Annotated in this window: 26 protein-coding genes and 1 pseudogene; 11 read left to right on the plus strand and 16 right to left on the minus strand. The window is 62.3% G+C overall.

Annotation, left to right across the window (positions count from 1 at the left end; translation table 11 throughout):
- The coding region (locus ACEQXE_RS08450) for a phosphomethylpyrimidine synthase ThiC (RefSeq protein ID WP_370178449.1) at nt 1-785 on the plus strand (785 nt) is incomplete at its 5' end.
- Nucleotides 786-799: 14 nt separating this feature from the next.
- Nucleotides 800-1,228 carry a hypothetical protein gene (locus ACEQXE_RS08455; RefSeq protein WP_370178450.1) on the plus strand — a complete coding sequence of 143 codons (429 nt, stop codon included), beginning with the start codon at nt 800-802 and terminating at the stop codon, nt 1,226-1,228.
- Nucleotides 1,229-1,427: 199 nt separating this feature from the next.
- Here the strand turns inward: ACEQXE_RS08455 and ACEQXE_RS08460 are convergent, their stop codons facing one another.
- From ACEQXE_RS08460 to ACEQXE_RS08475, 4 genes and pseudogenes are all read right to left on the minus strand, one after another.
- Nucleotides 1,428-2,567, minus strand: coding sequence for an abortive infection family protein (locus ACEQXE_RS08460; protein WP_370178451.1), 1,140 nt, complete (start codon nt 2,565-2,567; stop codon nt 1,428-1,430).
- A gap of 82 nt (nt 2,568-2,649) precedes the next feature.
- Nucleotides 2,650-2,811, minus strand: a pseudogene (locus ACEQXE_RS08465) (DUF188 domain-containing protein); the annotation flags it as partial.
- A gap of 7 nt (nt 2,812-2,818) precedes the next feature.
- Nucleotides 2,819-3,232 (minus strand): hypothetical protein, encoded by a 414-nt coding sequence (locus ACEQXE_RS08470; RefSeq protein ID WP_370178452.1) that lies wholly within the window; start codon nt 3,230-3,232, stop codon nt 2,819-2,821.
- Between the two features lie 54 nt (nt 3,233-3,286).
- Complete coding sequence (locus tag ACEQXE_RS08475; protein ID WP_370178453.1) at nt 3,287-3,748, minus strand: YaiI/YqxD family protein; 462 nt, start codon at nt 3,746-3,748, stop codon at nt 3,287-3,289.
- A 271-nt stretch (nt 3,749-4,019) separates the two neighbouring features.
- Here ACEQXE_RS08475 and ACEQXE_RS08480 point away from each other — a divergent pair, with 271 nt between their 5' ends.
- A complete protein-coding gene (locus ACEQXE_RS08480; protein WP_370178454.1) occupies nt 4,020-4,232 on the plus strand; it encodes a cold-shock protein in 213 nt (70 codons plus the stop codon).
- Nucleotides 4,233-4,306: 74 nt separating this feature from the next.
- Nucleotides 4,307-4,516: a hypothetical protein gene (locus ACEQXE_RS08485; RefSeq protein ID WP_370178455.1), complete on the plus strand. Its 210-nt coding sequence runs from the start codon at nt 4,307-4,309 to the stop codon at nt 4,514-4,516.
- A gap of 218 nt (nt 4,517-4,734) precedes the next feature.
- Here ACEQXE_RS08485 and ACEQXE_RS08490 read toward each other — a convergent pair whose 3' ends face one another.
- On the minus strand, nt 4,735-5,247 hold the full coding sequence (locus ACEQXE_RS08490) for a hypothetical protein (RefSeq protein ID WP_370178456.1): 513 nt from the start codon (nt 5,245-5,247) through the stop codon (nt 4,735-4,737).
- A 177-nt stretch (nt 5,248-5,424) separates the two neighbouring features.
- Here ACEQXE_RS08490 and ACEQXE_RS08495 point away from each other — a divergent pair, with 177 nt between their 5' ends.
- Nucleotides 5,425-5,850, plus strand: a complete 426-nt coding sequence (locus tag ACEQXE_RS08495) for a COG3650 family protein (protein WP_370178457.1) — start codon at nt 5,425-5,427, stop codon at nt 5,848-5,850.
- Here ACEQXE_RS08495 and ACEQXE_RS08500 read toward each other — a convergent pair.
- Nucleotides 5,847-6,191: an Mpo1-like protein gene (locus tag ACEQXE_RS08500; RefSeq protein WP_370178458.1), complete on the minus strand. Its 345-nt coding sequence runs from the start codon at nt 6,189-6,191 to the stop codon at nt 5,847-5,849. The two genes, ACEQXE_RS08495 and ACEQXE_RS08500, sit on opposite strands and share 4 nt — an antisense overlap.
- A gap of 160 nt (nt 6,192-6,351) precedes the next feature.
- Here ACEQXE_RS08500 and ACEQXE_RS08505 point away from each other — a divergent pair, with 160 nt between their 5' ends.
- Both ACEQXE_RS08505 and ACEQXE_RS08510 read left to right on the plus strand, forming a co-directional pair.
- Entirely contained in the window at nt 6,352-7,428 is a 1,077-nt protein-coding gene (locus tag ACEQXE_RS08505) for a PAS domain-containing protein (RefSeq protein ID WP_370178459.1), read from the plus strand.
- The gene (locus ACEQXE_RS08510) at nt 7,425-7,802 is read left to right on the plus strand and encodes a response regulator (protein ID WP_370178460.1); all 378 of its coding nucleotides are present in this window, start codon (nt 7,425-7,427) and stop codon (nt 7,800-7,802) included. The genes ACEQXE_RS08505 and ACEQXE_RS08510 overlap by 4 nt, the downstream gene beginning before the upstream one ends.
- A 77-nt stretch (nt 7,803-7,879) precedes the next feature.
- Here the strand turns inward: ACEQXE_RS08510 and ACEQXE_RS08515 are convergent, their stop codons facing one another.
- A complete protein-coding gene (locus tag ACEQXE_RS08515) occupies nt 7,880-9,304 on the minus strand; it encodes a S41 family peptidase (RefSeq protein ID WP_370178461.1) in 1,425 nt (474 codons plus the stop codon).
- 183 nt (nt 9,305-9,487) lie between these two features.
- Between ACEQXE_RS08515 and ACEQXE_RS08520 the strand changes: the two genes are divergently transcribed.
- A complete protein-coding gene (locus ACEQXE_RS08520; protein ID WP_370178462.1) occupies nt 9,488-10,066 on the plus strand; it encodes a YbhB/YbcL family Raf kinase inhibitor-like protein in 579 nt (192 codons plus the stop codon).
- Here ACEQXE_RS08520 and ACEQXE_RS08525 read toward each other — a convergent pair.
- The gene (locus ACEQXE_RS08525) at nt 10,015-10,452 is read right to left on the minus strand and encodes a DoxX family protein (protein ID WP_370178463.1); all 438 of its coding nucleotides are present in this window, start codon (nt 10,450-10,452) and stop codon (nt 10,015-10,017) included. The two genes, ACEQXE_RS08520 and ACEQXE_RS08525, sit on opposite strands and share 52 nt — an antisense overlap.
- Nucleotides 10,453-10,454: 2 nt before the next feature.
- Nucleotides 10,455-10,892: a cupin domain-containing protein gene (locus ACEQXE_RS08530; RefSeq protein WP_370178474.1), complete on the minus strand. Its 438-nt coding sequence runs from the start codon at nt 10,890-10,892 to the stop codon at nt 10,455-10,457.
- A 67-nt stretch (nt 10,893-10,959) separates the two neighbouring features.
- Between ACEQXE_RS08530 and ACEQXE_RS08535 the strand changes: the two genes are divergently transcribed.
- Complete coding sequence (locus ACEQXE_RS08535; RefSeq protein WP_370178464.1) at nt 10,960-12,237, plus strand: dipeptidase; 1,278 nt, start codon at nt 10,960-10,962, stop codon at nt 12,235-12,237.
- Nucleotides 12,238-12,240: 3 nt separating this feature from the next.
- Here the strand turns inward: ACEQXE_RS08535 and ACEQXE_RS08540 are convergent, their stop codons facing one another.
- The 4 genes from ACEQXE_RS08540 to dapD form a co-directional block, all read right to left on the minus strand.
- Nucleotides 12,241-12,426 carry a DUF3008 family protein gene (locus tag ACEQXE_RS08540; protein WP_370178465.1) on the minus strand — a complete coding sequence of 62 codons (186 nt, stop codon included), beginning with the start codon at nt 12,424-12,426 and terminating at the stop codon, nt 12,241-12,243.
- A gap of 18 nt (nt 12,427-12,444) precedes the next feature.
- Nucleotides 12,445-12,672, minus strand: a complete 228-nt coding sequence (locus ACEQXE_RS08545) for a DUF2945 domain-containing protein (RefSeq protein WP_370178466.1) — start codon at nt 12,670-12,672, stop codon at nt 12,445-12,447.
- Between the two features lie 25 nt (nt 12,673-12,697).
- Complete coding sequence (locus tag ACEQXE_RS08550; RefSeq protein ID WP_370178467.1) at nt 12,698-12,955, minus strand: hypothetical protein; 258 nt, start codon at nt 12,953-12,955, stop codon at nt 12,698-12,700.
- 70 nt (nt 12,956-13,025) lie between these two features.
- Nucleotides 13,026-13,847 carry a 2,3,4,5-tetrahydropyridine-2,6-dicarboxylate N-succinyltransferase gene (gene dapD, locus ACEQXE_RS08555; RefSeq protein WP_370178468.1) on the minus strand — a complete coding sequence of 274 codons (822 nt, stop codon included), beginning with the start codon at nt 13,845-13,847 and terminating at the stop codon, nt 13,026-13,028.
- A gap of 299 nt (nt 13,848-14,146) precedes the next feature.
- Here dapD and ACEQXE_RS08560 point away from each other — a divergent pair, with 299 nt between their 5' ends.
- Nucleotides 14,147-16,444 carry a S8 family peptidase gene (locus ACEQXE_RS08560; RefSeq protein WP_370178469.1) on the plus strand — a complete coding sequence of 766 codons (2,298 nt, stop codon included), beginning with the start codon at nt 14,147-14,149 and terminating at the stop codon, nt 16,442-16,444.
- A gap of 118 nt (nt 16,445-16,562) precedes the next feature.
- Here ACEQXE_RS08560 and ACEQXE_RS08565 read toward each other — a convergent pair whose 3' ends face one another.
- The 3 genes from ACEQXE_RS08565 to ACEQXE_RS08575 all read right to left on the minus strand — a co-directional run bounded on the left by ACEQXE_RS08565 (nt 16,563) and on the right by ACEQXE_RS08575 (nt 20,543).
- Complete coding sequence (locus tag ACEQXE_RS08565) at nt 16,563-17,630, minus strand: phosphotransferase family protein (protein WP_370178470.1); 1,068 nt, start codon at nt 17,628-17,630, stop codon at nt 16,563-16,565.
- Nucleotides 17,630-18,973 (minus strand): acyl-CoA dehydrogenase family protein, encoded by a 1,344-nt coding sequence (locus ACEQXE_RS08570; protein WP_370178471.1) that lies wholly within the window; start codon nt 18,971-18,973, stop codon nt 17,630-17,632. Before ACEQXE_RS08570 ends, ACEQXE_RS08565 begins: the two co-directional genes overlap by 1 nt.
- A gap of 103 nt (nt 18,974-19,076) precedes the next feature.
- Nucleotides 19,077-20,543, minus strand: coding sequence for an MFS transporter (locus tag ACEQXE_RS08575; RefSeq protein ID WP_370178472.1), 1,467 nt, complete (start codon nt 20,541-20,543; stop codon nt 19,077-19,079).
- A gap of 222 nt (nt 20,544-20,765) precedes the next feature.
- Between ACEQXE_RS08575 and ACEQXE_RS08580 the strand changes: the two genes are divergently transcribed.
- The coding region (locus tag ACEQXE_RS08580) for an acyl-CoA dehydrogenase family protein (protein ID WP_370178473.1) at nt 20,766-21,697 on the plus strand (932 nt) is incomplete at its 3' end.

A 21,697-nucleotide genomic window follows, 5' to 3' on the forward strand; every position in this document is an offset into this window, starting at 1 on the left:
CGCTGGGCGACGGCCTGCGCCCCGGCTCCATCGCCGACGCCAATGACGAAGCCCAGTTCGCCGAGCTCTACACGCTGGGCGAGCTCACCAAGCGCGCCTGGGAGCAGGACGTGCAGGTGATGATCGAGGGCCCCGGCCACGTGCCGATGCACAAGATCAAGGAGAACATGGACAAGCAGCTGGAGGCGTGCGGCGAAGCCCCCTTCTACACGCTCGGGCCGCTCGTCACCGATATCGCGCCGGGTTACGACCACATCACCAGCGGCATCGGCGCGGCGCAGATCGGCTGGTACGGCACCGCGATGCTCTGCTACGTCACGCCCAAGGAACACCTCGGCCTGCCCGACCGCGACGACGTGAAGGTGGGCGTGGTCACCTACAAGCTCGCCGCCCACGCCGCCGACCTCGCCAAGGGGCACCCGGCCGCCAAGGTCCGCGACGATGCCTTGAGCAAGGCCCGCTTCGAATTCCGCTGGCGCGACCAGTTCAACCTGTCGCTCGATCCCGATACGGCCGAGCAATACCACGACCAGACGCTCCCCGCCGAAGGCGCGAAGACGGCGCACTTCTGTTCAATGTGCGGGCCCAAGTTCTGCTCTATGAAGATCACGCAGGAAGTGCGCAACTTCGCCGCGAAGCAGAACTCGGACAGCTATCTGGCGAGCGAGAACTTGCGTGCCGAGACGTCAGCCGAAGAGGCCGAGGAAGCGGAGAAGGGCATGGAGGAAATGAGCGAGGTGTACCGCGAGAAGGGGGAGCGGCTATACATCGAACGAGAATGCTGATTTAAAGAGCCAACATGAGCAGGAAAATCAATCTTGACCCACCGGATGTCGATCACGATGATGCGACTGTTGATGCTACGGAATCCATTCACAAACTTTTTCTCGAAACGACCAAGCGAACCCTCGAACAAGAAGAACGGCTGACCAAGATAGAAGAGCAGAAGGCTCGTCGATCAAAGCTCGAGAGTAGGAGCACTGGCCGCCGCCTGCAGCTCGCAGCGCGAAGGGCGATGATGGGTTTGGCCGCAATTCTTAGTGTTGGTGCCATTGGCGACGCGGCCGTCCCCGATGATCCGTGGCGCATGGAGAATGCTGGTGCCATTGAGTTGCTTCTTTTCCATAATGAAACAGATCCCATCGAACTTCTAGGTCTGACGATACCACTCCTTGGCGGAGCTGCGTATTCGAGGCGTAGAAAAGAGGACGAAGACGATGAGGCCTGACATGATAAAGTATCCACAAATCATTCGTGGTTTTGCAATTTTATCGATTGCGATTATTTTCTCGGCAATGTTGATTGTCGTCGCCACGCAGGACATTTCTTGGGTTTGGCCAGTAATTTTCGGTGGGGCGCTTACATTTTGGATTTTCGATGAGTTTCTAGACTAAGGGATAAGTAGAAGGTTTTACAACGAACCTTTCCTACCCGATTGTGGCATTAGCTTGCTCTTGCAATGAGGCGACAAGAAACATCGCCATCGTCCCCGCCAAGTTCACAGCCAACTCTGCATGTCGTGGCTTTGGCCGTATGTGACGCTTTCCTTGGCCGTGCGAATCCCCTAGCTTATTTCGAATGCCAGCAAGGTTGCCCACTACAGACTGGCAATTCCCCAGAATCGCCTTGAATACGGCCTCACTGTGCTGGCTTGGCGCCAAGTTTAATGCAGCGGCGGCAGTTGCATACAGCTTCGGTAGGTCGTCGTTTCCGTAACTGCCTCCAGTTTCGTCGATTATGTGCTTGCAGACCGTTTCCAGCAGAGTCTTTGCGGAGGTAATCGCTCCTGCAGGATCGTTACGACGACGCTCAAGAGCCTTCTGCCAAGCGTCATGCACACCGATCTCATCAAACGACATAAGAATGTCTGATATTCTCTGATCTGACGGGCGTTCATTTGACAGTCCTACCTCAACAATCTGGTAGATCGCGCTGCCAGAAACTCGCTTAGAGGGCTTAAGCGCGAAGCCATCGTGGATGAGTATGCTATTCAACATTTCGGCCAGTGATAATTGGTCCTCCGGCTCACGATTTATTGGGTGGAGCAAATCTTCGAGGAAGCGAAATAACTTTGATTGAGAGCACGAGAAAAATCCAACTTGCTCAAGAATATCTTCGTTCGTCCAATCGTCATTTCGAATTGCGTGGCGAACGATATCATCCGCTAGACTCTCGAAAGGATCATAGACTGATTCAATGCGATCAATCTCTGGGAAGTGCTTTCGTAGTGTCTCCAATAGATCGTGACTGTTGCAAAGTTCGATCCCGTTCACAGCTCGTGCAACGCGATGACGTGAAATGTCCGTGACAACGCCGCCGTCGCTTAGCGCTTCGATAGACGCCTGAAGTTGGTCGTCTGGGAAATCGCTGGCAACATTCTTTGCAATTTCGAGTACTTTTCCGTCCGATAGCTTTTCAAGCCGACGCATGACGTAACTTCGTTTGCTGGACATCGCTTCATTGCTGTCGCCCGCATCCATGCCATAGCGCTCGCACACTGCTGGCAGTAGGTATGCGCTCGTCGGATATAACGCTTCGGCCACGAGGCCGCGGAGTTGGCTCTTCATTGTCCTAGTATTCAGTGCGATTTGGCAAGTCGCAATATTTAACTCATCAGCAGGTCCGTGATGAGGTGTTTCCCGAACATCTTTACTCGTCCGCTACCCCCATCCCCACCAGCACCCGGTCCAGCGCCTGCAGGAAGTTCGACCTATCCGCCTTGCTGAACGGCGGCGGGCCGCCTCCCATGCCGTCAATCCCGGCGCGCAGGTCTTCCATGATCGCGCGGGTGGCGATCGCGCTGCCGACGATATCAGAATCACTTCGTTTTCGGGTGAATGTAGGTGGTCACTGTCATATCGCGGAATTTGAACGTACCGCCATGCGACTTGCAGCCTGCCGCACCGGCGCGCAGTGCAGCTTCCACCTCCGGAGTGAGCATTTCCTTGCGGACGGCTTCGCTATCGAAACCATATTTGCGTTCGAGATACCGAACCAATGCGTGGTCCGACACGACCGGTCGGCCTTTCAAAGTTTCAAGCCGCAGGTTGAGTTGATCACGCTCCGATGAAAGAGCGCCGAGCTTTCTTTCCGTCTGGGCGATAAACTCGCGGATCGGTGCCAGTTCGACCTGCAGGCGCTCGATGGCACGCTCGATGTCGCAAACCCGTGCACGACATTGTTGTGCGGTCAGATCTTCGGCGATGACAACGCGGTTCTTGCTTTTGGCCATCGCTTCAGCATAGCCGTCTGTGGCTGTGCGAATAGGAAAAATTCGTCGGGTTCCTCAACCCCGCTCCAATCCCACCAGCACCCGATCCAGCGCCTGCAGGAAGTTCGACCGGTCCGCCTTGCTGAACGGCGGAGGGCCTCCTCCCACACCCTCCATCCCGGCGCGCAGGTCCTCCATGATCGCCCGCGTCGCAATGGCGTTGCCAATGCTGGCGGCGTCGAACTCTCGCCCGTCGTGACGCAGCACGGTCGCGCCCGCTTCAAGGCAGCGCTCGGCCAGCAGGATATCGGCCGTCACCACCACGCTCCGCTCGCCTGCGTTCTCCGCGATCCAGTCGTCCGCCGCATCGAAGCCATCGCCCACCACCACGCGCTTCACCCGCTCGCTCACAGGTACGCGGAAGGGGCTGTTGCTGACCACGCGGACATGCGCGCCGTAGCGCGCCGCCACGCGGTAGATTTCCTCCTTCACGGGGCAGGCATCGGCATCGACGAGAATGGTAACGGGCTCGCTCATCCACCAAGCGTTAGGCGTTCGGCCCCTCCCGTGCTACACTCCGCCCGCTGACGTCGAAATTTGCGACGGACTTCGGAATTTGCCTCGCCGCTTGCCACGCGCCCAAACGCGCAACCAATTCATTGGGGCCCCGGCGTAAACCAGACGACGTTTTCCTTTCATCGGACGATTTGACGCCTCTGGAGCCGTACTCCGCGCTCCGGCTGTACCAGGGCCCCGCACGGCACGTCGCCTGCGTGGCCGCACTCTCGTTCCATGGAAGGGACCATCAATGGCGAAGACCGGCACCGTGAAATTCTTCAACACCGACAAGGGCTACGGCTTCATCCAGCCCGACGACGGCTCGCCCGACAGCTTCGTCCACATCACCGCCGTGCAGGCAGCGGGCATGACCACGCTCGATAAGGAACAGCGGCTCAACTACGAAGTCGAGCAGGGCCGCAACGGCAAGGAAAGCGCGGTCAACCTTTCCGCCGCCGACTAGGTTTTGTGAGGGGCGTCGCATCGATCGGGTGCGGCGCCCCTTCCGGTTTTACATCCCACACGGAAGCGATCTCCATGGCCCAATCCTACGAATTCTACTGCGCCCGTGCCGAGGAAGCCGCCGCAGCCGCCAAGGCCGCCAAGCTGGACAAGGTGCGAGAGCGTGAATTGCGGGCGGAGAAAACCTGGCGCGGGCTTGCCGAACATGCGCGCGGCGTGGCCGAGGAACGCGCGAAGATCGTGCGCGAGAAGGTAGGGGCGGCCGAAAACAGCGAGCCTGCCTGACGCGCTTTCCTACCCGGCGCCGTGCGTGGTACGGGCTGGGCAATGCCTGCCGCCGCGACCCGCATATATGCCCCGGATTTGCGCGCGCGTTCCAAGGCAGGTTTTTGGCGCTATAACACTGTGTCAGGTGTGTCAGGGAAGCGCATCGCGGACATATGCCGGGACCGGACTTCGGGTCGGCGAATGCCCGCGATCCGCGCAGCAGCGCGCGCTTCAGGTCAGCGACGCGCCATCCCGCTGGTGTCCTGCACCACCGGGTTCGAAACGAAGGTCACCTTCGTCTCGCTCACCTTGGCGGGGCGTTCCAGGTCGAGCGGGCGTGTCGGCGCCGGGCGTGCCGGGCGATAGGTGTCGCGGCGGTTGCTCGCTATGCGGCGCTGGTCCGCCTGCCACTGGCGATGCGCGGAATCGGCGGCGGCAAAGTCGAACTCGGGGTTACCCTCGTCCAGCTCGCCCACGTAGTATCGCGGCGCATAGCGATCCTGGCTGTAGAGCCCGCGTTCGCGCAGCTCGCCAACCTCGTAGGTCTCGCCTTGCATTTCGAGCGGATAGTGGTTGGCGTTGAGCGCCTGGCGATCGGTGCCTTGCCCGCCAATACCGGTGCTCGCGCCAGAGAGTGGGGTGGGCGAATCGTGGATCTGGCGCGGGGTCGTGCTGATCGCGGCCCCGGCCACGGCGCCTCCGATGGCGACGACCACGACTGCTCCGATAAACCAGGGCAGGACGCGCATGATACTGAACTCCCTCGACAAACTGCCTTTGCCCGAACAAAGCGCGAGCGCCCCCCCGCGTTCCCGGAAAGGCCGGCAATGACCATTGCGTCACACCGCGCTTTCGCAATTCCGGGCGACACGATAGTGAATGAGCCGCTCATGCCAAGCCCATCGCACCGCCGGAAAGGACATCCCATGCGCCTGCTTCTGCTCGCCACGCCCCTGCTGCTCGCCGCCTGCCAGACGGAGAACACCTCGGGCGCGCCCGGAACCTCGCCCGATGGCTTTACAGGAATCGCGGAAGGCGAGACGATCCGTTTCCTCGGCACCGAACCCTTCTGGGGCGGGACGGTGAAATACGACAGGCTGACTTACGATACGCCGGAAAACCCGGAGGGAGAGACCTTCCCGGTCAAACGGTTCACGGGGCAGGGCGGGCTCGGCTTCTCGGGCAGTCTTGATAGCGCCTCGTTCGACATGACGGTGACGCCGGGCGACTGCTCCGACGGGATGAGCGACCGGACCTATCCCTTCACCGTCACGCTGAAGATCGGTGAAGAGACGCGGAACGGCTGTGCATGGACCGATGCGCAGCCCTTCGACGGGCCTCTAACACCCTAGGTCTGGGTGTCGGTGACGCCTGCCCGCTCAAGTTCGGGCTTCAGGCGGCCGCCGATCCAGAGGAAGAACATGCGGAAGTCTGCGGCCAGGCTCCACAGCGGGTAGGTGAAGGTTGCCGGGCGGTTCTTCTCGACCGTGAAGTGCGCGACCCAGGCAAAGAAGTAGCCCGCCACCGGTAGCGCGATCAGCAGCCACCAGTTGCGGGTCAGCAGCGCCGCGATGGCAAGCGCGATGACCAGGCCGGTGCCGATGTAATGCAGCCGGCGGGTGGCGGGGCGGCTGTGCTCGCGCAGGTAGAAGGGCCAGAAGTCCGCGAAGCTGGTGTAGGTGCGTTCGGCCATTGATCATCCTTCCGCGTCGTGAGCAGGGGCAATCGCGTGCCCGGCTGTTCCAATATCGAACGGACAGTTCGCATGCCTTGGAACGTCTGGCAAACATGGTCGTTCAACCCTTCAATGTTAATCCCGCGCTGCGGGTGGGGCTCACTTACACTGGATTTCGATGGCCGACCGACCCGAGGGTAACAGCCAGGCATCCCTGAACGATCCGCAGGCACGCCCGCGGCGTGACATGAAGGATGTGGGGCAGGAGGATCGCTTTTCCGATACCTCTGGCGTCCTGTTCGAACAAGCGATGGCGCAGACGCGCATGGCGGTGTGCCTGAGCGATCCGAACCAGCCCGACCAGCCGATCGTATTTGCCAATCGCGCCTTCCGGCGGCTGACCGGGTATGACGAGGACGAGATCCTCGGCCGCAATTGCCGCTTCCTTCAGGGCCCCAGGACCGATCGCAATGCGGTGGCTCGTGTGCGCGAGGCGATTGCCAATGAAGACGTGCTGGTGATTGAACTGCTCAATTACCGCAAGGACGGCACACCTTTCTGGAATGCGCTGCACCTTGGGCCGATATACGATACGAAGGGCGATCTGCTCTACTTTTTCGGCAGCCAGTGGGATGTGTCCGATGTGCGCGCAGCCCGCGCCGAAGAGCGGCATGCGCGCGAGATGGCGCGCGAATTGTCGCACCGGATGAAGAACATGTTCTCCGTCATCTCGGGCATCGTCAACGTGATGGGGCGGGTGCGCGGGATCGAAAGCGAGGCGGCCGAGATCAACAGCCGTATCCATGCGCTGGGCCGCGCGTACGAGACCACTCTGGACGAAGCATCCGTCGGCGTGATCGATCTCGGGCCGGCGGTGAAGGCCATTCTCGAACCCTATGATGTCGGTGAACGAGTGGAGTTTCTAGGCAACGGCGCGCAAGTGCCGTTTTCGGCCATGTCGTTAATCGGGCTTGTGCTGCACGAGCTTGCGGCCAATGCCACGCGCTATGGCGCATGGGCCGATGGTGCGGACGGGCAGGTGAAGCTCGACTGGCAAAGGCAGGGAGGCAATGTTGTGCTGACGTGGACCGAGAGCGGCGGGCGCAGGCTCGATGGCCCACCTGCACAGACGGGTACCGGGGCGACGATTATGGACCGCATGGTCAAGGCGGCTCGTGGCACGATCGAGCGAAACTGGAGACCGGAAGGACTGCACGCCGTCCTCACGGTTCCGATCGAGGGGGACCGGGCGTGAGCGGAGCCTGCCGAATTCTGCTGCTGGACGACGAACCGTTGATCCTGATGGATCTCGAATTCGCTGCAGAAGACCAGGATTGCCATCCCTTGACGGCGACCAATGTGCGCGAAGCGATGGAGCATATCGAGGCGCAAGGGGGCGTAACCTGCGCAGTGCTCGACGTGACATTGCGCGATGGGGAAACCTGCATGCCCGTCGCGCGCGAGCTGGAGAAGCGGGCGATCCCCTACCTGCTGCACTCGGGCGATCTCAATCGGCAGGGAGGCACGCTTGCCGAGCTCAATGCCAAGCTGATTGCGAAGCCTGCCTGTTCGCGGCGTGTAGTCGAGACCGCGCTATCGCTTGCCTCTGTCCCCCACGGCGAGGCCTGACCTCCCGGAACTGCAAACAAAAAGACCGCCAAAGCTGAGCCTTGGCGGTCCGTTGTCTCGAAGAGGATTGCCCGGTCTTAGTAGAGCCCGGGGATCTGGTACTGTGCAGCCGTCGGGGCACCCGGACGCATCGGCTGGGTGCGCTGGCGCGACAGCGGCTGCTGCGTTCCAGCCGCGCTGATCGCGGTGCAGGCACCGCCGCCAAGGAAGGTCAGCGCCGCTGCGGTCGAAGCCTCTCCGGTCGTGCCGAATTGATCGAGGAAATCATCGGTTGCGGCACAGGTCCGCGGCATCACGTCCGCAAGGCCATTGTAATAGTCGCCGCCGCCATCTGCGTTGACCGTGCGGAACGCCATGACGCGCAGGCGATCGTCGCAAGCAGACCGGTCGCGTGCGATCTGGCCGACAGGCTTGCCGTAAGTATCGCTTCCCACCAGCGCCAGGTTGGTGCCGAGGTACGGGATAAAGGCATTGGCGGTGAGTTCGCTGGCCGAGGCGGTGGAGCCTGTGCCGATTACCGCGATCTTGGTTGCGGCGATGGCTTCCGGCTGGGCGGCGAAATCCTTGGAAGAGTTGTTGGCCGGGCCAAGGATCGAATTGAACTCGGTTCGGCTGTATTCCTGGCCCACCTTGTCCGCGCCGAGCAGATCGCCGAGCAGTTCGGCCACGGAGACCAGCCCGCCGCCATTATAGCGGAAGTCCAGGATCACTTGCGTGATGCCCTGCTGGCGGAAACCGTCGATCGCGGTACGCAGCTGCGGGCCTGCATCTGCAACGATGAAGGTCCGCAGGTTGATATAGCCGACATCGGTGCCGCCATTGTTGATGACGACAGCGCCGTAACGATCCGATACCGGGTCGAGCACGTATTCCGCCTTGGTCACGGTGACGCTGCTTTGCGTCGTATCGGGCTGGCGGATGATGAGCGTGCGGGTAACGCCAGCCTCGGTCGGGCCAAGCGCTTCACTGAACGCCGCTGCTCCGCCCGAAGCGAACAGATCGGCAGTCGATGTGCCATCGACCGCAATGATCTCGGTCCCGCGATCGATCCCCTGCGCAAAGGCGGGGCCTGCCTCGAAGGCTTCGAGGATGAAGACGCGGCTGTTGACCGAATCGTAAGCCAGGCGGAAGCCGAACCCGGCGCTCGACCCCGAATTGATCAGGTCCTGTTCCTCCTGGATCGAGGTAATATAGGTGAAGTAACGATCGCGACCCAGCGCGCGCGCGGGCGCTACCAGCGCATCGATATAGGCCTGGACGGTCGTGTAATTAGCGGGATCGACACTGGTATCGAGCAGGTTGGGGAAGAGATAATCCCGCTCCAACTGCTGGAGTACCCATGCCTGGCGGTCCGCCAGCGAACAAATGGAAGGTGTCGGGGTGCCGCCGGTCGGGGTCGGCGTATTGCCACCGCCGGTATTGCCTCCGCTTCCACCACCGCCACCACAAGCGGCAAGCGCACCTGCGAGAGCAAGACCGAGTGAAATGCGACCGACTGACATTGAAATACCCCTCTTTGAGAATCCTTGAGTCGGACAATATTCAGTTAACGAACCGAATGTCCATCGCTAATTCATTGAAATCCGGTGGGTGTTGCGGACCAGACGCATAGTCTCTGCCATGCCTTTGCATCGCCGCAGGCAAACGCCTAGCAGGGCCAACAGGTTAAGGAGATTCGATCCATCATGTCCGACTGGCTGTCCGCCGTACTCCCTGCTTCCTGCCCTGCAAATTCAGGCCTCGCCGTTGCACGTTTTGCCACACGCGAAACGATCGGTCGCAGCGGCTTCGCCCTGACAAGCCCGGCGTTCGGGCAGGGGGAAGAGCTCGACCCGTGTTTTACGGCGGACGAAGAGGATGCCGTGGCTCCGCCGATGGAATGGACCGCGCCGCCCAAGAATGCGGAAGAGATGGTCCTGATCGTCGAGGATGCGAGCATGCCCGAGCCGACCTGCCACTGGCTGGTGTGGGGACTGACTGCCCAGCACGGCAAGCTGCTGGAAGGCGAGGTACCGCCTCGCACCGGTAAGAACGACCAGGGCAATTCCGACTGGCTGCTGCCGAAGGTCGATGCGGATGGCGACGCGCACTGGTTCGTGTTCCAGCTCTTCGCGCTCGATCTGCCTGTCGCGCTGATGCCGGGTGCCGGCAAGGCGGAGCTTTTCGCGGCAATGGAAGGCCACGTAATCGCCGCCAGCGTTCTGTCGGCCAGCTATAGCGGCTCGGACGAAGACGATTTCGTCGATCCGGATGAAGACGCCTGAGCGAAGGGCCAGTCGGTGACTTGTGCCGCCCATAACGCGGCCCAGATGATCACCGGCTGCGCGATCATACGCGGTACGTGGTAGCCGAGACCGAGCCCGCCGTTTCCGCCCAGATCGTTGATCATGTGCTGGATATTCGCAGGCCACACGCACAGCGCATAGAGCGCAAGGCCGATCCCCGCCGCGCGCCTGAGGCGAGCTGACCGACCCTGCGCTAGGCCGATGGCGCCGAGGATTTCGGCGATCCCGGTCCAGAAGACGACCCATTCGGGGAAGGGTACGGGGTGCGGCATGATCCCCACAAAGGGTGCCGGGATCAGTACGTGAAGAATCCCGGCCGCGAGATACGCGAGCGCGAGAAACCAGCGGGTCAGTGTGCGCGCCAATTCTATGCCCTGCGCGGAGCCCAGTCGGGAGGTGCCAGCTCGAAGCCGTCGAATTCGAATCCGGGTGCGACGATGCAGGAGACGAAAACATATCCGGCAGTACCGGGCAGGGGCCGCGCCGCCTGCCAGTGGCCCTCTGGGACCACGCCCTGCCACAAGGTCGTGCTGCCCTCGGTATCGCCCAGCACCAGCGTCTCGACAGCGGCATCCTCAGTTTCCGCAATCCTCAGCGCCAGCGGATCGCCCGCATGCCACAGCCAGAGCTCGTCGGCATCGACCCGGTGCCAGTGAGAACTCTGCTCGGCTTCGAGCAGGAAGTGGATCATGGTAGCCGTGGCGCGGCCTTCTTGGTCCGGCCCGCGCCAGGTCTCGCGATACCACCCGCCTTCGGGGTGCGGTTGCAGCCCATGCGCGTCGATCAATGTGCGTGGATCGGTGATGGCGCTGTCCTTTCCTTTTGCGGCTCTCCAGCTATTCCTAGTGCCTGTAATAGTGGGGAGTCACTTCATGAAGCGCTGGGTTGCAATTGCGATCGTGTCTGTCGGCCTTGGTCATGCGTCGCTTGCCGCGCAAGACAGGTCGCCCGAAGAGGTGGCTGCCGCCGCGCTGGATGCAGCGCCGGTCTGGGATGGCCACAACGACATGCCGTACCAGGTGCAGGTGCGTTTCAGGAACCTGCTCGAACGGTTCAATTTCAGGGACACCAGCGAAGCGGATGCCTTTCATCCCGAACGCCGTGCGATGCATACGGATATCGAGAGGCTGAGGCTGGGCAAGGTCGGCGCACAATGGTGGTCGGTCTACGTGCCGGTGAACCAGAGCGAACCGGAATCGGTGCGCGCCGTGATCGAGCAGATCGATGTGACCAAGCGCGTGATTGAGCGTTACCCCGATGACTTGATGCTTGCCCTGAGCGCGGACGATGTCGATGCCGCCATTGCGCAGGGCAAGGTGGCTTCCTTGCTGGGTATGGAGGGGGGCCATTCGATCGGCTCCAGTCTGGCAGTGCTGCGTCAGACCTACGAACTTGGCGCGCGCTACATGACGCTTACCCACAGTCGCAACACGCCCTGGGCCGACAGCGCAACCGACGATCCGATGCACGATGGCCTGACCGCCTTCGGCAAGGTGCTGGTGCGCGAAATGAACCGGATCGGGATGGTGGTCGATCTCAGCCACGTGTCCGAAAAGACGATGATGGACGCGCTGGACGTGACCAGCGCCCCGGTGATCTTCAGCCATTCTTCCGCTCGCGCCATCAATAGCCATGCCCGTAATGTGCCCGACAGCGTGCTGCGCCGTCTGCCCGACAATGGCGGGATCGTGATGGTCACTGCAGTCCCGGGCTTCCTTAGCGAGGAATCGCGGGTCTGGAATGCCAATCGCGACGCCGAGAAGGCGCGGCTCGAAGCGCTCTGGCAAGGCCAGCCCGAAGCGATCGAGGTGGGGATGAACGCGTGGGACGAGGCCAATCCCTACCCCAATGCCGATCTGTCGGACATGGCGGACCATATCGACCATGTGCGCGCGATTGCCGGGATCGATGCGGTCGGAATTGGCGGGGACTTCGATGGAATTCCGGTGACGCCGGATGGTCTGGAGGATGTGTCCGACTATCCCGCGCTGTTCACCGAGCTGGCGCGACGCGCCTACACCCAGTCGGAGCTCGAGAAGATCAGTTTTCGCAACATGATGCGGGTCATGCGCGGGGTCGAGGCTGCGAGTGCTGCGATGGTGGACGTGCAGCCTTACGAATTCTCCACCGCCCGTGACGACGAGGAGTAGCCCTCAGTCGTCAACGTGCTCGGGCAGCCCATCGAGGTCGGTAGAGGCGTAATCCTCCAGCTCATCTTCGGACATGCTGTCGTACATGTCTTTCGAGGCGCCCTGAAGTTCGGAGACTTTGGTCTCGCCGCGTTTGGCGGAAAGCGCCGCTCCTGCAGCGCGCTGCTGGGCCTTGGATTTCGCTGGCATCGCCTCGTCCCTTTTCGTCTAGCTGCTTGCCTCTATCTCGGAGCCGAGCTTGAGCACTTCGTCTCCGTCTTCCTGCCTGATGAGGTAGGCCGGATTGTCCTCGCTACCGTTCTTGGTCACCTCGCTGCCCTTGAGGGTACGGGTCACTTCGCGCTCGAACCGCTCCTTGATCTGCCCCTTCGCGGTGCCATTGCCCCACGACCACTGGACATACTGATCGCTCTGGAAGCTGTTGGAATTGCTCATGGAAGTCGTACTCCTGCCGTAAATCCTATTCGGCAGGTTCGTCCATCACGATACCATCGGTATCGTCGCCTTCCATTTCCATCGTCGCGGCAGGCTCGCCCGATCGGCTGGAGATATCTTCTTCAGCTTCGCCCTGCATGAGAGCGGGAAAGATCCAGATTGCCGACAGCGCGACGATCGCGAGGACCAGTCCGATACCCAGGATCCAGCGCACGACACCTTCCTTGCTGCCGCCGCTAACCTGTTCTTCGTCGATGTGAATTTCGTTATTGTTCTTGGTCATGATCCTGCCTCTGCCGTCAGTTGCTCCGGGTAAAACGGCCTGCCCCGCGCGCAGTTCCGCGTGAATTGGCTCAATCGCGCAGCAATTCGTTGATCCCGGTCTTCTCGCGGGTTTGCGCATCGACCGTCTTGACGATCACCGCGCAGGCCAGCGACGGGCCGCCATCCTTGCCCGGCAGGGTGCCGGGGACCACCACCGAATAAGGCGGCAGGTGGCCGCGCAGGACCTCTCCGCTATCGCGCACTACGATCTTGGTCGATTGCGTGATGAACACGCCCATCGCCACGACACAGCCTTCGCCCACGATCACACCTTCGACGATTTCGGATCGCGCGCCGATGAAGCAATTGTCGCCGATAATGGTCGGGTTGGCCTGCAGGGGTTCCAGCACACCGCCGATGCCGGTGCCTGCCGAGATATGGCAATTCGCACCGATCTGGGCGCAGCTGCCGACGCTGGCCCAAGTGTCGAGCATCGTGCCTTCGCCGACATAGGCGCCGATATTGGTGAAGCTGGGCATCAGCACGCAGTTCTTGCCGATGAAGCTGCCACGGCGCGCGATCGCGCCGGGCACGACGCGGAAGCCCGCTTCCTTGAAACGTGCCTCGCCCCATCCGGCAAACTTGCTGGGCACCTTGTCGAAGGCGGGGGTGCCAACCGCGCCGTCCATCACTTTGTTGTCCGACAGGCGGAACGACAGCAGGACTGCTTTCTTCAGCCACTGATGGACCGTCCAGCCACCATTGCCATCCGGTTCGGCAACGCGCGCGCTCCCGTTATCGAGGCTCGTGATCGCGCTTTCGACCGCATCGCGAAGATCGCCGTCACCGGTGTCGAGCCTATCGCGGTTATCCCACGCCTGCTCGATGATTGTCCGCTGCTCGTCGCTCATGCCATTCGTCTCCTTGCCCGATCGGTTTGCCAGTCTTCGTACCGGGCAGCTAGCGGCGCTCCATGGCCTTCACAAGCGGCACGGGTAGCTTACCGTTCCCGATCCACTGGGCGATATGGCATGTGCGCGAGGTTCAGTGCCCGTTTACCCTGTAGGCCTAGTGTCGATCCTCTGTTAACGGATACGGGATTGAACAGGGGTTTTCTATTATGCACAGTCGCTTGCTCTATAATTGGAAGGCTGGAGTTGCACTTGGCGCGCTCGCCTTGCTGAGTGCATGTGGCGGAGGCGGCGGCAACGTGTCGCGTCTACCGACGCCTGCACCGGCACCCTCGCCAGCGCCTGCGCCGACCCCTACGCCCACGCCCACACCGGCTCCTACGCCAACGCCGACCCCTGCGGCCAACTTCAATACGGCCGAAGTGAACCGGTCCGACGGGCCGGAATACCACAATGCGATTACCGCATGGACGCAGGGGATTACCGGACAGGGCGCTTCCATTGCCATCGTCGACACCGGCATCGATATCGACAGCCCCGAATTTGCCGGCCGCATCCTTCCTGAATCCCGCGATGTTTCCAGCCAGCGCGGAATCGATGCGGTGGACGATCACGGGACCAATGTTGCCCTGGTCGCGGCCGGTGCGCTCGACAATGAAGGTGCGGTAGGGATCGCCTACGGGGCCAGCCTGCTGGTCTATCGTGCCGATGAAAACGGGACGTGCACGGGCGCCACCTCGCTCGACGGATGCCAGTTCAGCGACAACGCCATCGCGCGCGGAATTGAAGAGGCGTTGCGCGCCAATGCCACGGTCATCAATCTCAGCCTTGGCGGCGGGGCGCCCAGCCAGCGTGTGCTCGACGCGATCCAGCAAGCGACACAGGCAGGTATTGTCGTGGTGGTAGCCGCAGGGAACGACGGCGACAGCACCGATCCGGGTATCGATCCCGATAATCCCGATCCTTTCGCCATCTCGGCCCTGTCGCAAGGCAATGGCGCGGTGATCATTGTTGGCTCGGTCGATCAGAACGGGGATGCTTCCAGCTTCAGCAACCGGGCCGGGAATTCCGCCGACAGCTACCTGATGGCACGCGGTCAGGGGATCTGCTGCGTCTATGAGGACGGACAGATCAAGGTCACCCAGCAGGGAGGCCAAAGCTTCGTCACCCTCTTTTCGGGCACGAGCTTTGCCGCGCCGCAGGTCGCCGGGGCGGTCGCCCTGCTGGCACAGGCCTTTCCCAACCTGACGGGGCAGGAGATTGTGGAGATCCTGCTCGACACGGCACGCGATGCCGGCATGGTCGGCACCGACACGACTTACGGTCGCGGCATCATGGATCTGGCGGATGCTTTCCAGCCGCAAGGTACCACGCGCATGCCGGGCACTCAGGGCGCGCTTGCACTGGCAGACGACGTTGCGATCGCATCGGCCCCGATGGGCGATGCGTTCAGCGGCGCTTCCCTTCAGGGGATCGTACTCGACAAATATGATCGCGCTTATTCGTACGAAATGGCCTCTCGCACGCGTATGGCCACCGACGAACTGCTTCTGACCAACAGCGCGCGGACGGGCCTGCGTAACGTATCGCTGGGCAGCCCGAATATGGCGGTGGCTTTCACGCTGGACCAGCGCGGCCAGATGACGGGCGATTCTCCGCTGACCCCGTTGCAGCTGTCGCGTGCGGAAAGCGATGCCGCGCAAGTACTGGCAGCGAGGGTCGCGCTGAAGATTTCGCCCGATACACAGATCGGGATCGGCTTCGCGGAATCGGCTGACGGGCTTGCAGTGCAACTACAGGGGCGCGAGCGGCCTGCCTTCATGCTTACGCGCTCTGCGGCGGGCGAGCTCGGCTTTACGCATCGCAATGGCGAAAGCGCAGCCTTGCGGCGCGATGTCGGGCCGTTCGGCGTGACTATGCTGGCCAGCCGGGGGGAAGTCATGTCCGGTGCCATGCGATCGGCGCGGGATATGATCGGCGATCAGCGAGAGAGCTTTGCCTTCACCCGCTTCGGTATCGTGGCCGACCGCCGTTTTGGGGCGCTTTCGCTCACGCTCGGCAGTGAAATGCTGAATGAAGAGCGTACCGTGCTGGGCGCGTACCTGCACGAAAGCTTCGGCGGGCGTGGCGCGCAGAGCGTCTTCGTCGATGGAACCGCCGCGCTCGATCTGGGCGATGGCTGGCGGGTGGGCGCGGAAGGGCGCATGGGGATGACCCGCGCGTTGTCCGGCGGCCTGATCGCAGAAGGCTCCCGCTTCCGTAGCGTGGGCTATTCGATGGATGTCGGCAAGCGCGGCGTGTTGCAGGATGCCGACCGGCTGGGCTTCCGGCTCTCGTCACCGCTGCGGGTGACTTCGGGCGGTCTGAATTTCGACCTTCCGGTGAGCTATGACTATGGCACGGAGAGTGCGGAATTCGCTTTGCGGCGCGTATCCTTGGCACCTGACGGGCATGAAATGATGGGCGAACTTGCTTGGCGAGGCCGTGCGCTGGACAGCATGCTCGCCGCAAGCGTGTTCTACCGCAGCGAGCCGGGCCATGTCGCAAATGCGCCCGACGATCGCGGTGTCCTGCTCCGGTGGAGCCGGGGCTTCTAGCGGCCCCGCCAATCGATCAGGCGTAGAATTGGCCGTCCTTCGAGCAATCCCGGGGACGGCTACCCAATCCGGTCACGCAAAGGCGCGCTGAGCGAAGTGACGGACTTTCGCGCTTGCTTCAGTCCATCCCGGCGCGCTTGGCGAAGCCGTATGCCGCAGCGACCAGCGGGCGTACCCGTTCGCTCATCTGCTTGGCGTGCGCCGATGATGCCGTGCCGTCGATCACGCGCTTCTTGATGCCCTGGATGATCCCGGCGAACTTGAACAGGTTGAACGCGAAGTACCAGTCCATGTCCGGCACGGGGTAGCCTGTGCGCGCGACATAGCGCTCGGTCGCTTCCTCGGCTGAAGGTATGCCGAGCGCTTCGAGGTCGAGTCCGCCGAGCCCCGCGCGTCCGTCTGCCGGGTTATGCCAGTTGAGCACGAAATAGCTGAAGTCGGCGATCGGATCGCCCAGCGTCGACAGCTCCCAGTCGAGCACCGCGGCCACGCGGTTCTCGCTGGCGTGGAAGATCATGTTGTCGAGCCGGTAGTCGCCATGGACGATGCCGCTCGCATGCTGGTCCGGCACGGTTTCGGGCAGCCACGCAATCAGCGCGTCCATTTCCGCAATCTCTTCGGTCTCGGAAAGCTTGTACTGCTTGGTCCACCGGGCGATCTGGCGCGCGCAATAATCCTGCGGCTTCCCATATTCGCCAAGCCCGATCTTCGCCGGATCGGTCGTGTGCAGGTCCGCCAGCGTGTCGATCATCGCGTGGTAAATTTCGCGGCGCGCGTCGGGTGAGGAATCGGGCAGGGCGCCGTTCCACAGATTGCGGCCCTGGATCAGCTCCATCACGAAGAACTTCGACCCGATCACGTCGGCGTCTTCGCACAGGCCGAAGGTGCGCGGCACGGGGAAGCCGGTCGGCCCGAGCGCGCTCATCACCGTATATTCGCGGTCGACCGCGTGGGCGCTCGGCAGCAGCTTGCCGAAGGGCTGGCGCCGCAGCACGTAATTGCGGTTGCCGCTTTCGACCTTGTATGTCGGGTTGGACTGGCCGCCCTTGAATTTCGAGAGGGTGATCGGCCCCTCGAAATCCTCCACATTGGCATCGAACCATGCGGTCAGCGCGGCCTCGTCCAGACGGTCGGCCTCGGGTACATCGACCGTGCCGACCATCTCCTTCTCGTAGTCAATCGCCATCAGCGCGTCGCGCCCATATCGCCGCTGCTCATCGAACCGGCGCTGCCCGCACTGGCGGACATGGCGTTCGATCCCTTCAGGCTGGCGACCATCTCGTCTTCGCTCGGCACGTGGCGGGCGAATTCCATGCGCGCGATGGAGCGTGCGTGAACCTCGTCCGGCCCGTCCGCCAGACGCAAGGTGCGCTGGTGCGCATAGGCGCTGGCGAGGCCGTAATCGTCGGACACGCCGCCACCGCCATGCGCCTGGATCGCATCGTCGATGATCCGCAGCGCCATGTTGGGCGCGGCGACCTTGATCATCGCGATCTCCTGCTTGGCGGCCTTGTTGCCCACCTTGTCCATCATGTCGGCAGCCTTGAGGCACAGCAGGCGCGTCATCTCGATATCGATGCGGGCCTGCGCAACGCGTTGCTCCCAGATCGAATGCTTGTAAACCGGCTTGCCGAAGGCTTCGCGGCTCTGGAGGCGCTTGCACATCTTCTCCAGCGCTTCTTCCGCCACGCCGATGGTGCGCATGCAGTGGTGGATGCGGCCCGGCCCGAGGCGGCCCTGCGCAATCTCGAACCCGCGCCCTTCGCCCAGCAGCATGGCCGAAGCGGGGACGCGAACGTTCTTCAGGCTGATTTCCATATGGCCGTGCGGCGCATCGTCGTAGCCGAACACGGGCAGGTAACGCTCGATCGTCACGCCTTCCGCATCGAGCGGCATCAGGATCATGCTCTGCTGAGCATGGCGCTGAGCCGACGTGTCGCTCTTGCCCATCACGATGGCCACCTTGCAGCGCGGATCGCCCGCACCGCTCGACCACCACTTGCGGCCATTGATGACGTATTCGTCACCCTCGCGGATGATCGAGGTTTCGATATTGGTCGCGTCCGAGCTGGCGACCTGCGGTTCGGTCATCAGGAAGGCGCTGCGGATCTCGCCGGCCATCAGCGGGGCGAGCCACTGGTCCTTCTGCTCACGCGTGCCGTAGCGGTGGAGCACCTCCATGTTGCCCGTGTCGGGGGCGGAGCAGTTCATCGTCTCGCTGGCGAAGCCGACCCGGCCCAGTTCCTCTGCGACCATTGCGTATTCGAGGTTGGTGAGGCCGGGGCCTTCGAATTCGAAGCTCTCGTCCACATGGTGGTGGCTGTCGTTGCGCGGGGGCATGAACATGTTCCACAGGCCCTTGGCCTTGGCCTTTTCCTTCAGCTCCTCAATAATGGGGAGGACCTTCCACCGCTCACCCTCGGCATCCTGTTGACGGTAGGTCGGCACGGCGGGCCGCACTTCCTTTTCCACGAATTCGCGCACGCGATCGCGCCAGTGGCTCTGCCGTTCGGTCGGTTGGAAATCCATCGTGGGGTCTCTTTCTCTTCTTTCTGGTTCGGTCTGTTATCGAAACTGTTCGTGGCAGAGCCGCACCCATGCGCCAACCCTGCAAATCTTCAGGAGGGGGCCATCAGGGCCGCAATGACTCGGCCTCCGGGTCCGTGCGTGCCGCATCGTTCAGCACGGCCAGCCGCGCTTCGTGGCTTTCGCGCGTAATCGGAAAGCGGGCCAGCCAGAACGCGGCAATAAGAGCCAGGATTAGCGAGACACCGGCATAGAGCAGGATCATGGGCGACAGCACGTCCATTCCGACCTCGCCCGGCCGCGCATCGGAAGGCATCTGGGCCAGCGCGATGATCTGGCCGGAGATAAAAATGCCTGCACCGGTCGCGCATTTCTGCACCAGCCAGTTGCCCGCGTAGAATTTGCCTTCGGCGCGTTCTCCGGTCCGTTCCTCGAAAAGTTCGATGATTTCCGCGACCATCGAGGATGCAGAGATCATCGACACGATGCCCGACGCATTGGCGAAGACCAGAAACAGGTAGAACAGCCCGGTCGAAGCGAGCGTACCTGCCTGCGGCCATGCGCCGAGCAGGAACAGGAAATAGGGGATGAAGCCGAGCACGAAGGCCGCCAACGCGCCGCCCGCCGCCGTATAAGGCTTGCCGAACCGGCGGTGCAGCGGGCTTACGACAACGAACATGAGCAAGGCGCTGAGGAACAGCACGACCGGATAGGCGGTCAGGCCCGTCAGCAGTTCCGGCGCGCCGGGGAAGGTGACCTGATCGAGCTGCCATACGAATACGTTGAGGTAGTTCGAGATCGAAAAGGTCGTCCCCTGGCTGATATAGGCGGCGAGCGCCCCGGCGGCGAAAATCAGGAATGCCTTCTCGCTAAACGCATCCCTGATTTCGGCGAAGGCATCTCGCCATCGGAAGGGCGGCGGGCGCTGGGCGGGAGGATGGGCGACGAGCTTGTGCAGGCCAAGCGCCGAACCGACCACGGAGAATGCCATGATGAGGGCGCCCGTAATGCCGAAGGCGAAATATCCGTCCGCTTCGAGCATTCCGTCCGGGCCGCTCAGGAAGACCATATACGCCAGCACCATCATCAGGATGCCGCCGCCCCAGCCCATCAAGTAGCGATAGCGGAACAGGGTGGTCCGCTCGTCGTAATCGGCGGTAATTTCGGGCAGCAGGCTGACTTGCGGCACTTCGCAAGCAGACAGCAGCAGGCGCACGCCCACCGCAATGCCCAGCAGGCCGAAGAAGCTGGGCGCCTCGCCACCCGGCGGCGACCACAGCAGAATCCACATGATCGCCAGCGGCCAAGGGGCGATATAGAGCCACGGCAGGCGACGGCCCCACTTCGTATAGGTCCGGTCGGAAAAATAGCCGATCAGGGGATCGAATATGGCGTCCACGACCAGCGCAAGCGCGAGGGCGAGGCCGACCAGCCCCGCGTCCATTCCCAGAACCTGATTGTAGAAAATTAGCAGGAAGAAGGAAAAGCCGTTGTCCTTCACTCCGAAGGCCACGGCACCAACCCCCTGGGTCAGGCGCATGCGTGTCGATAGCGGACCCGTGGTGAAAGCCATCAGCCGAAATTCTCTCCTCGCAGCGCAACAGGCCGCGTTTACAATTGCCGAAACACTAGGGCCTGCAGGCCCTTGCGCAAGCGCAATCGGCCTGCCGCTACGGCATTGCGGCCTGCCTACCTTCCGCTTGCGGAAAGGCGAGTCTTGCTCCTACGGAGGAGGCCATCCGTGCGACGGCAGGGGCGATCGAACGCCCTGCTGAGGAGCCTGAGGAGAGCGAAAATGGCCGATCTGGACAAATTCCGTGACGAAACACGCGCGTGGCTTGAGGCGACCTGCCCGCCGGAAATGCGTGCGCCGGTTGAAGACGAAGGCGACGTGTACTGGGGCGGTCGCAATGCCGAATTCAAGAACGAGGCGCAGAAGGCCTGGTTCGAAGCGTGCCGCGACAAGGGCTACACCGTCCCCGCATGGCCGAAGGAATATGGCGGAGCCGGGCTTTCGCCGGCAGAGGCGAAGGTGCTGCGCGAGGAAATGGCACGCATCGGCGCGCGCCCGCCGCTCAGTTCTTTCGGCATCTGGATGCTCGGCCCGGCACTGCTCCACTTCGGCACCGAGGGGCAGAAGAAGCGCTTCCTCAACGAGATCGCGCGCGGTGAAATCCGCTGGTGCCAGGGCTATTCGGAGCCAGGCAGCGGGTCCGATCTCGTTTCCATGCAAACTTTCGGCGAGGACAAGGGCGACCACTGGATCGTCAACGGCCAGAAGATCTGGACCTCCTACGCCGACGAGGCCGACTGGATCTTCTGCCTCGTCCGCACGGACAAGGACAACAAGTACCAAGGCATCACCTTCATGCTGTTCGACATGGCGGGCGGCGGTGTTTCGACCAAGCCGATCAAGCTGATCAGCGGCAACAGCCCTTTCTGCGAAACCTTCTTCGACGATGTGAAGGTGCCCAAGAGCTATGGCGAGGACATTCCCGGCTATGTCGGCGAGATCAATCGCGGCTGGGACGTTGCGAAATACCTCCTCGGCCACGAGCGCGAGATGATCTCGGGCGCAGGCGGCGGAGATCGCACGGCAGCTATAGGCGCCGCGCTGAAGCGGAATGCCGGCGAACTCGATGCCGTGCTGCGTGCGGAACTTGCCATGTTCGACGTCGACGCGTTGGCCTACTCCGCAATGGGCGAGAAATTCCTCGACGAACTCAA

Origin of the sequence: Alteriqipengyuania sp., from assembly GCF_964222115.1 — a bacterium.
GTDB lineage: Bacteria > Pseudomonadota > Alphaproteobacteria > Sphingomonadales > Sphingomonadaceae > Alteriqipengyuania.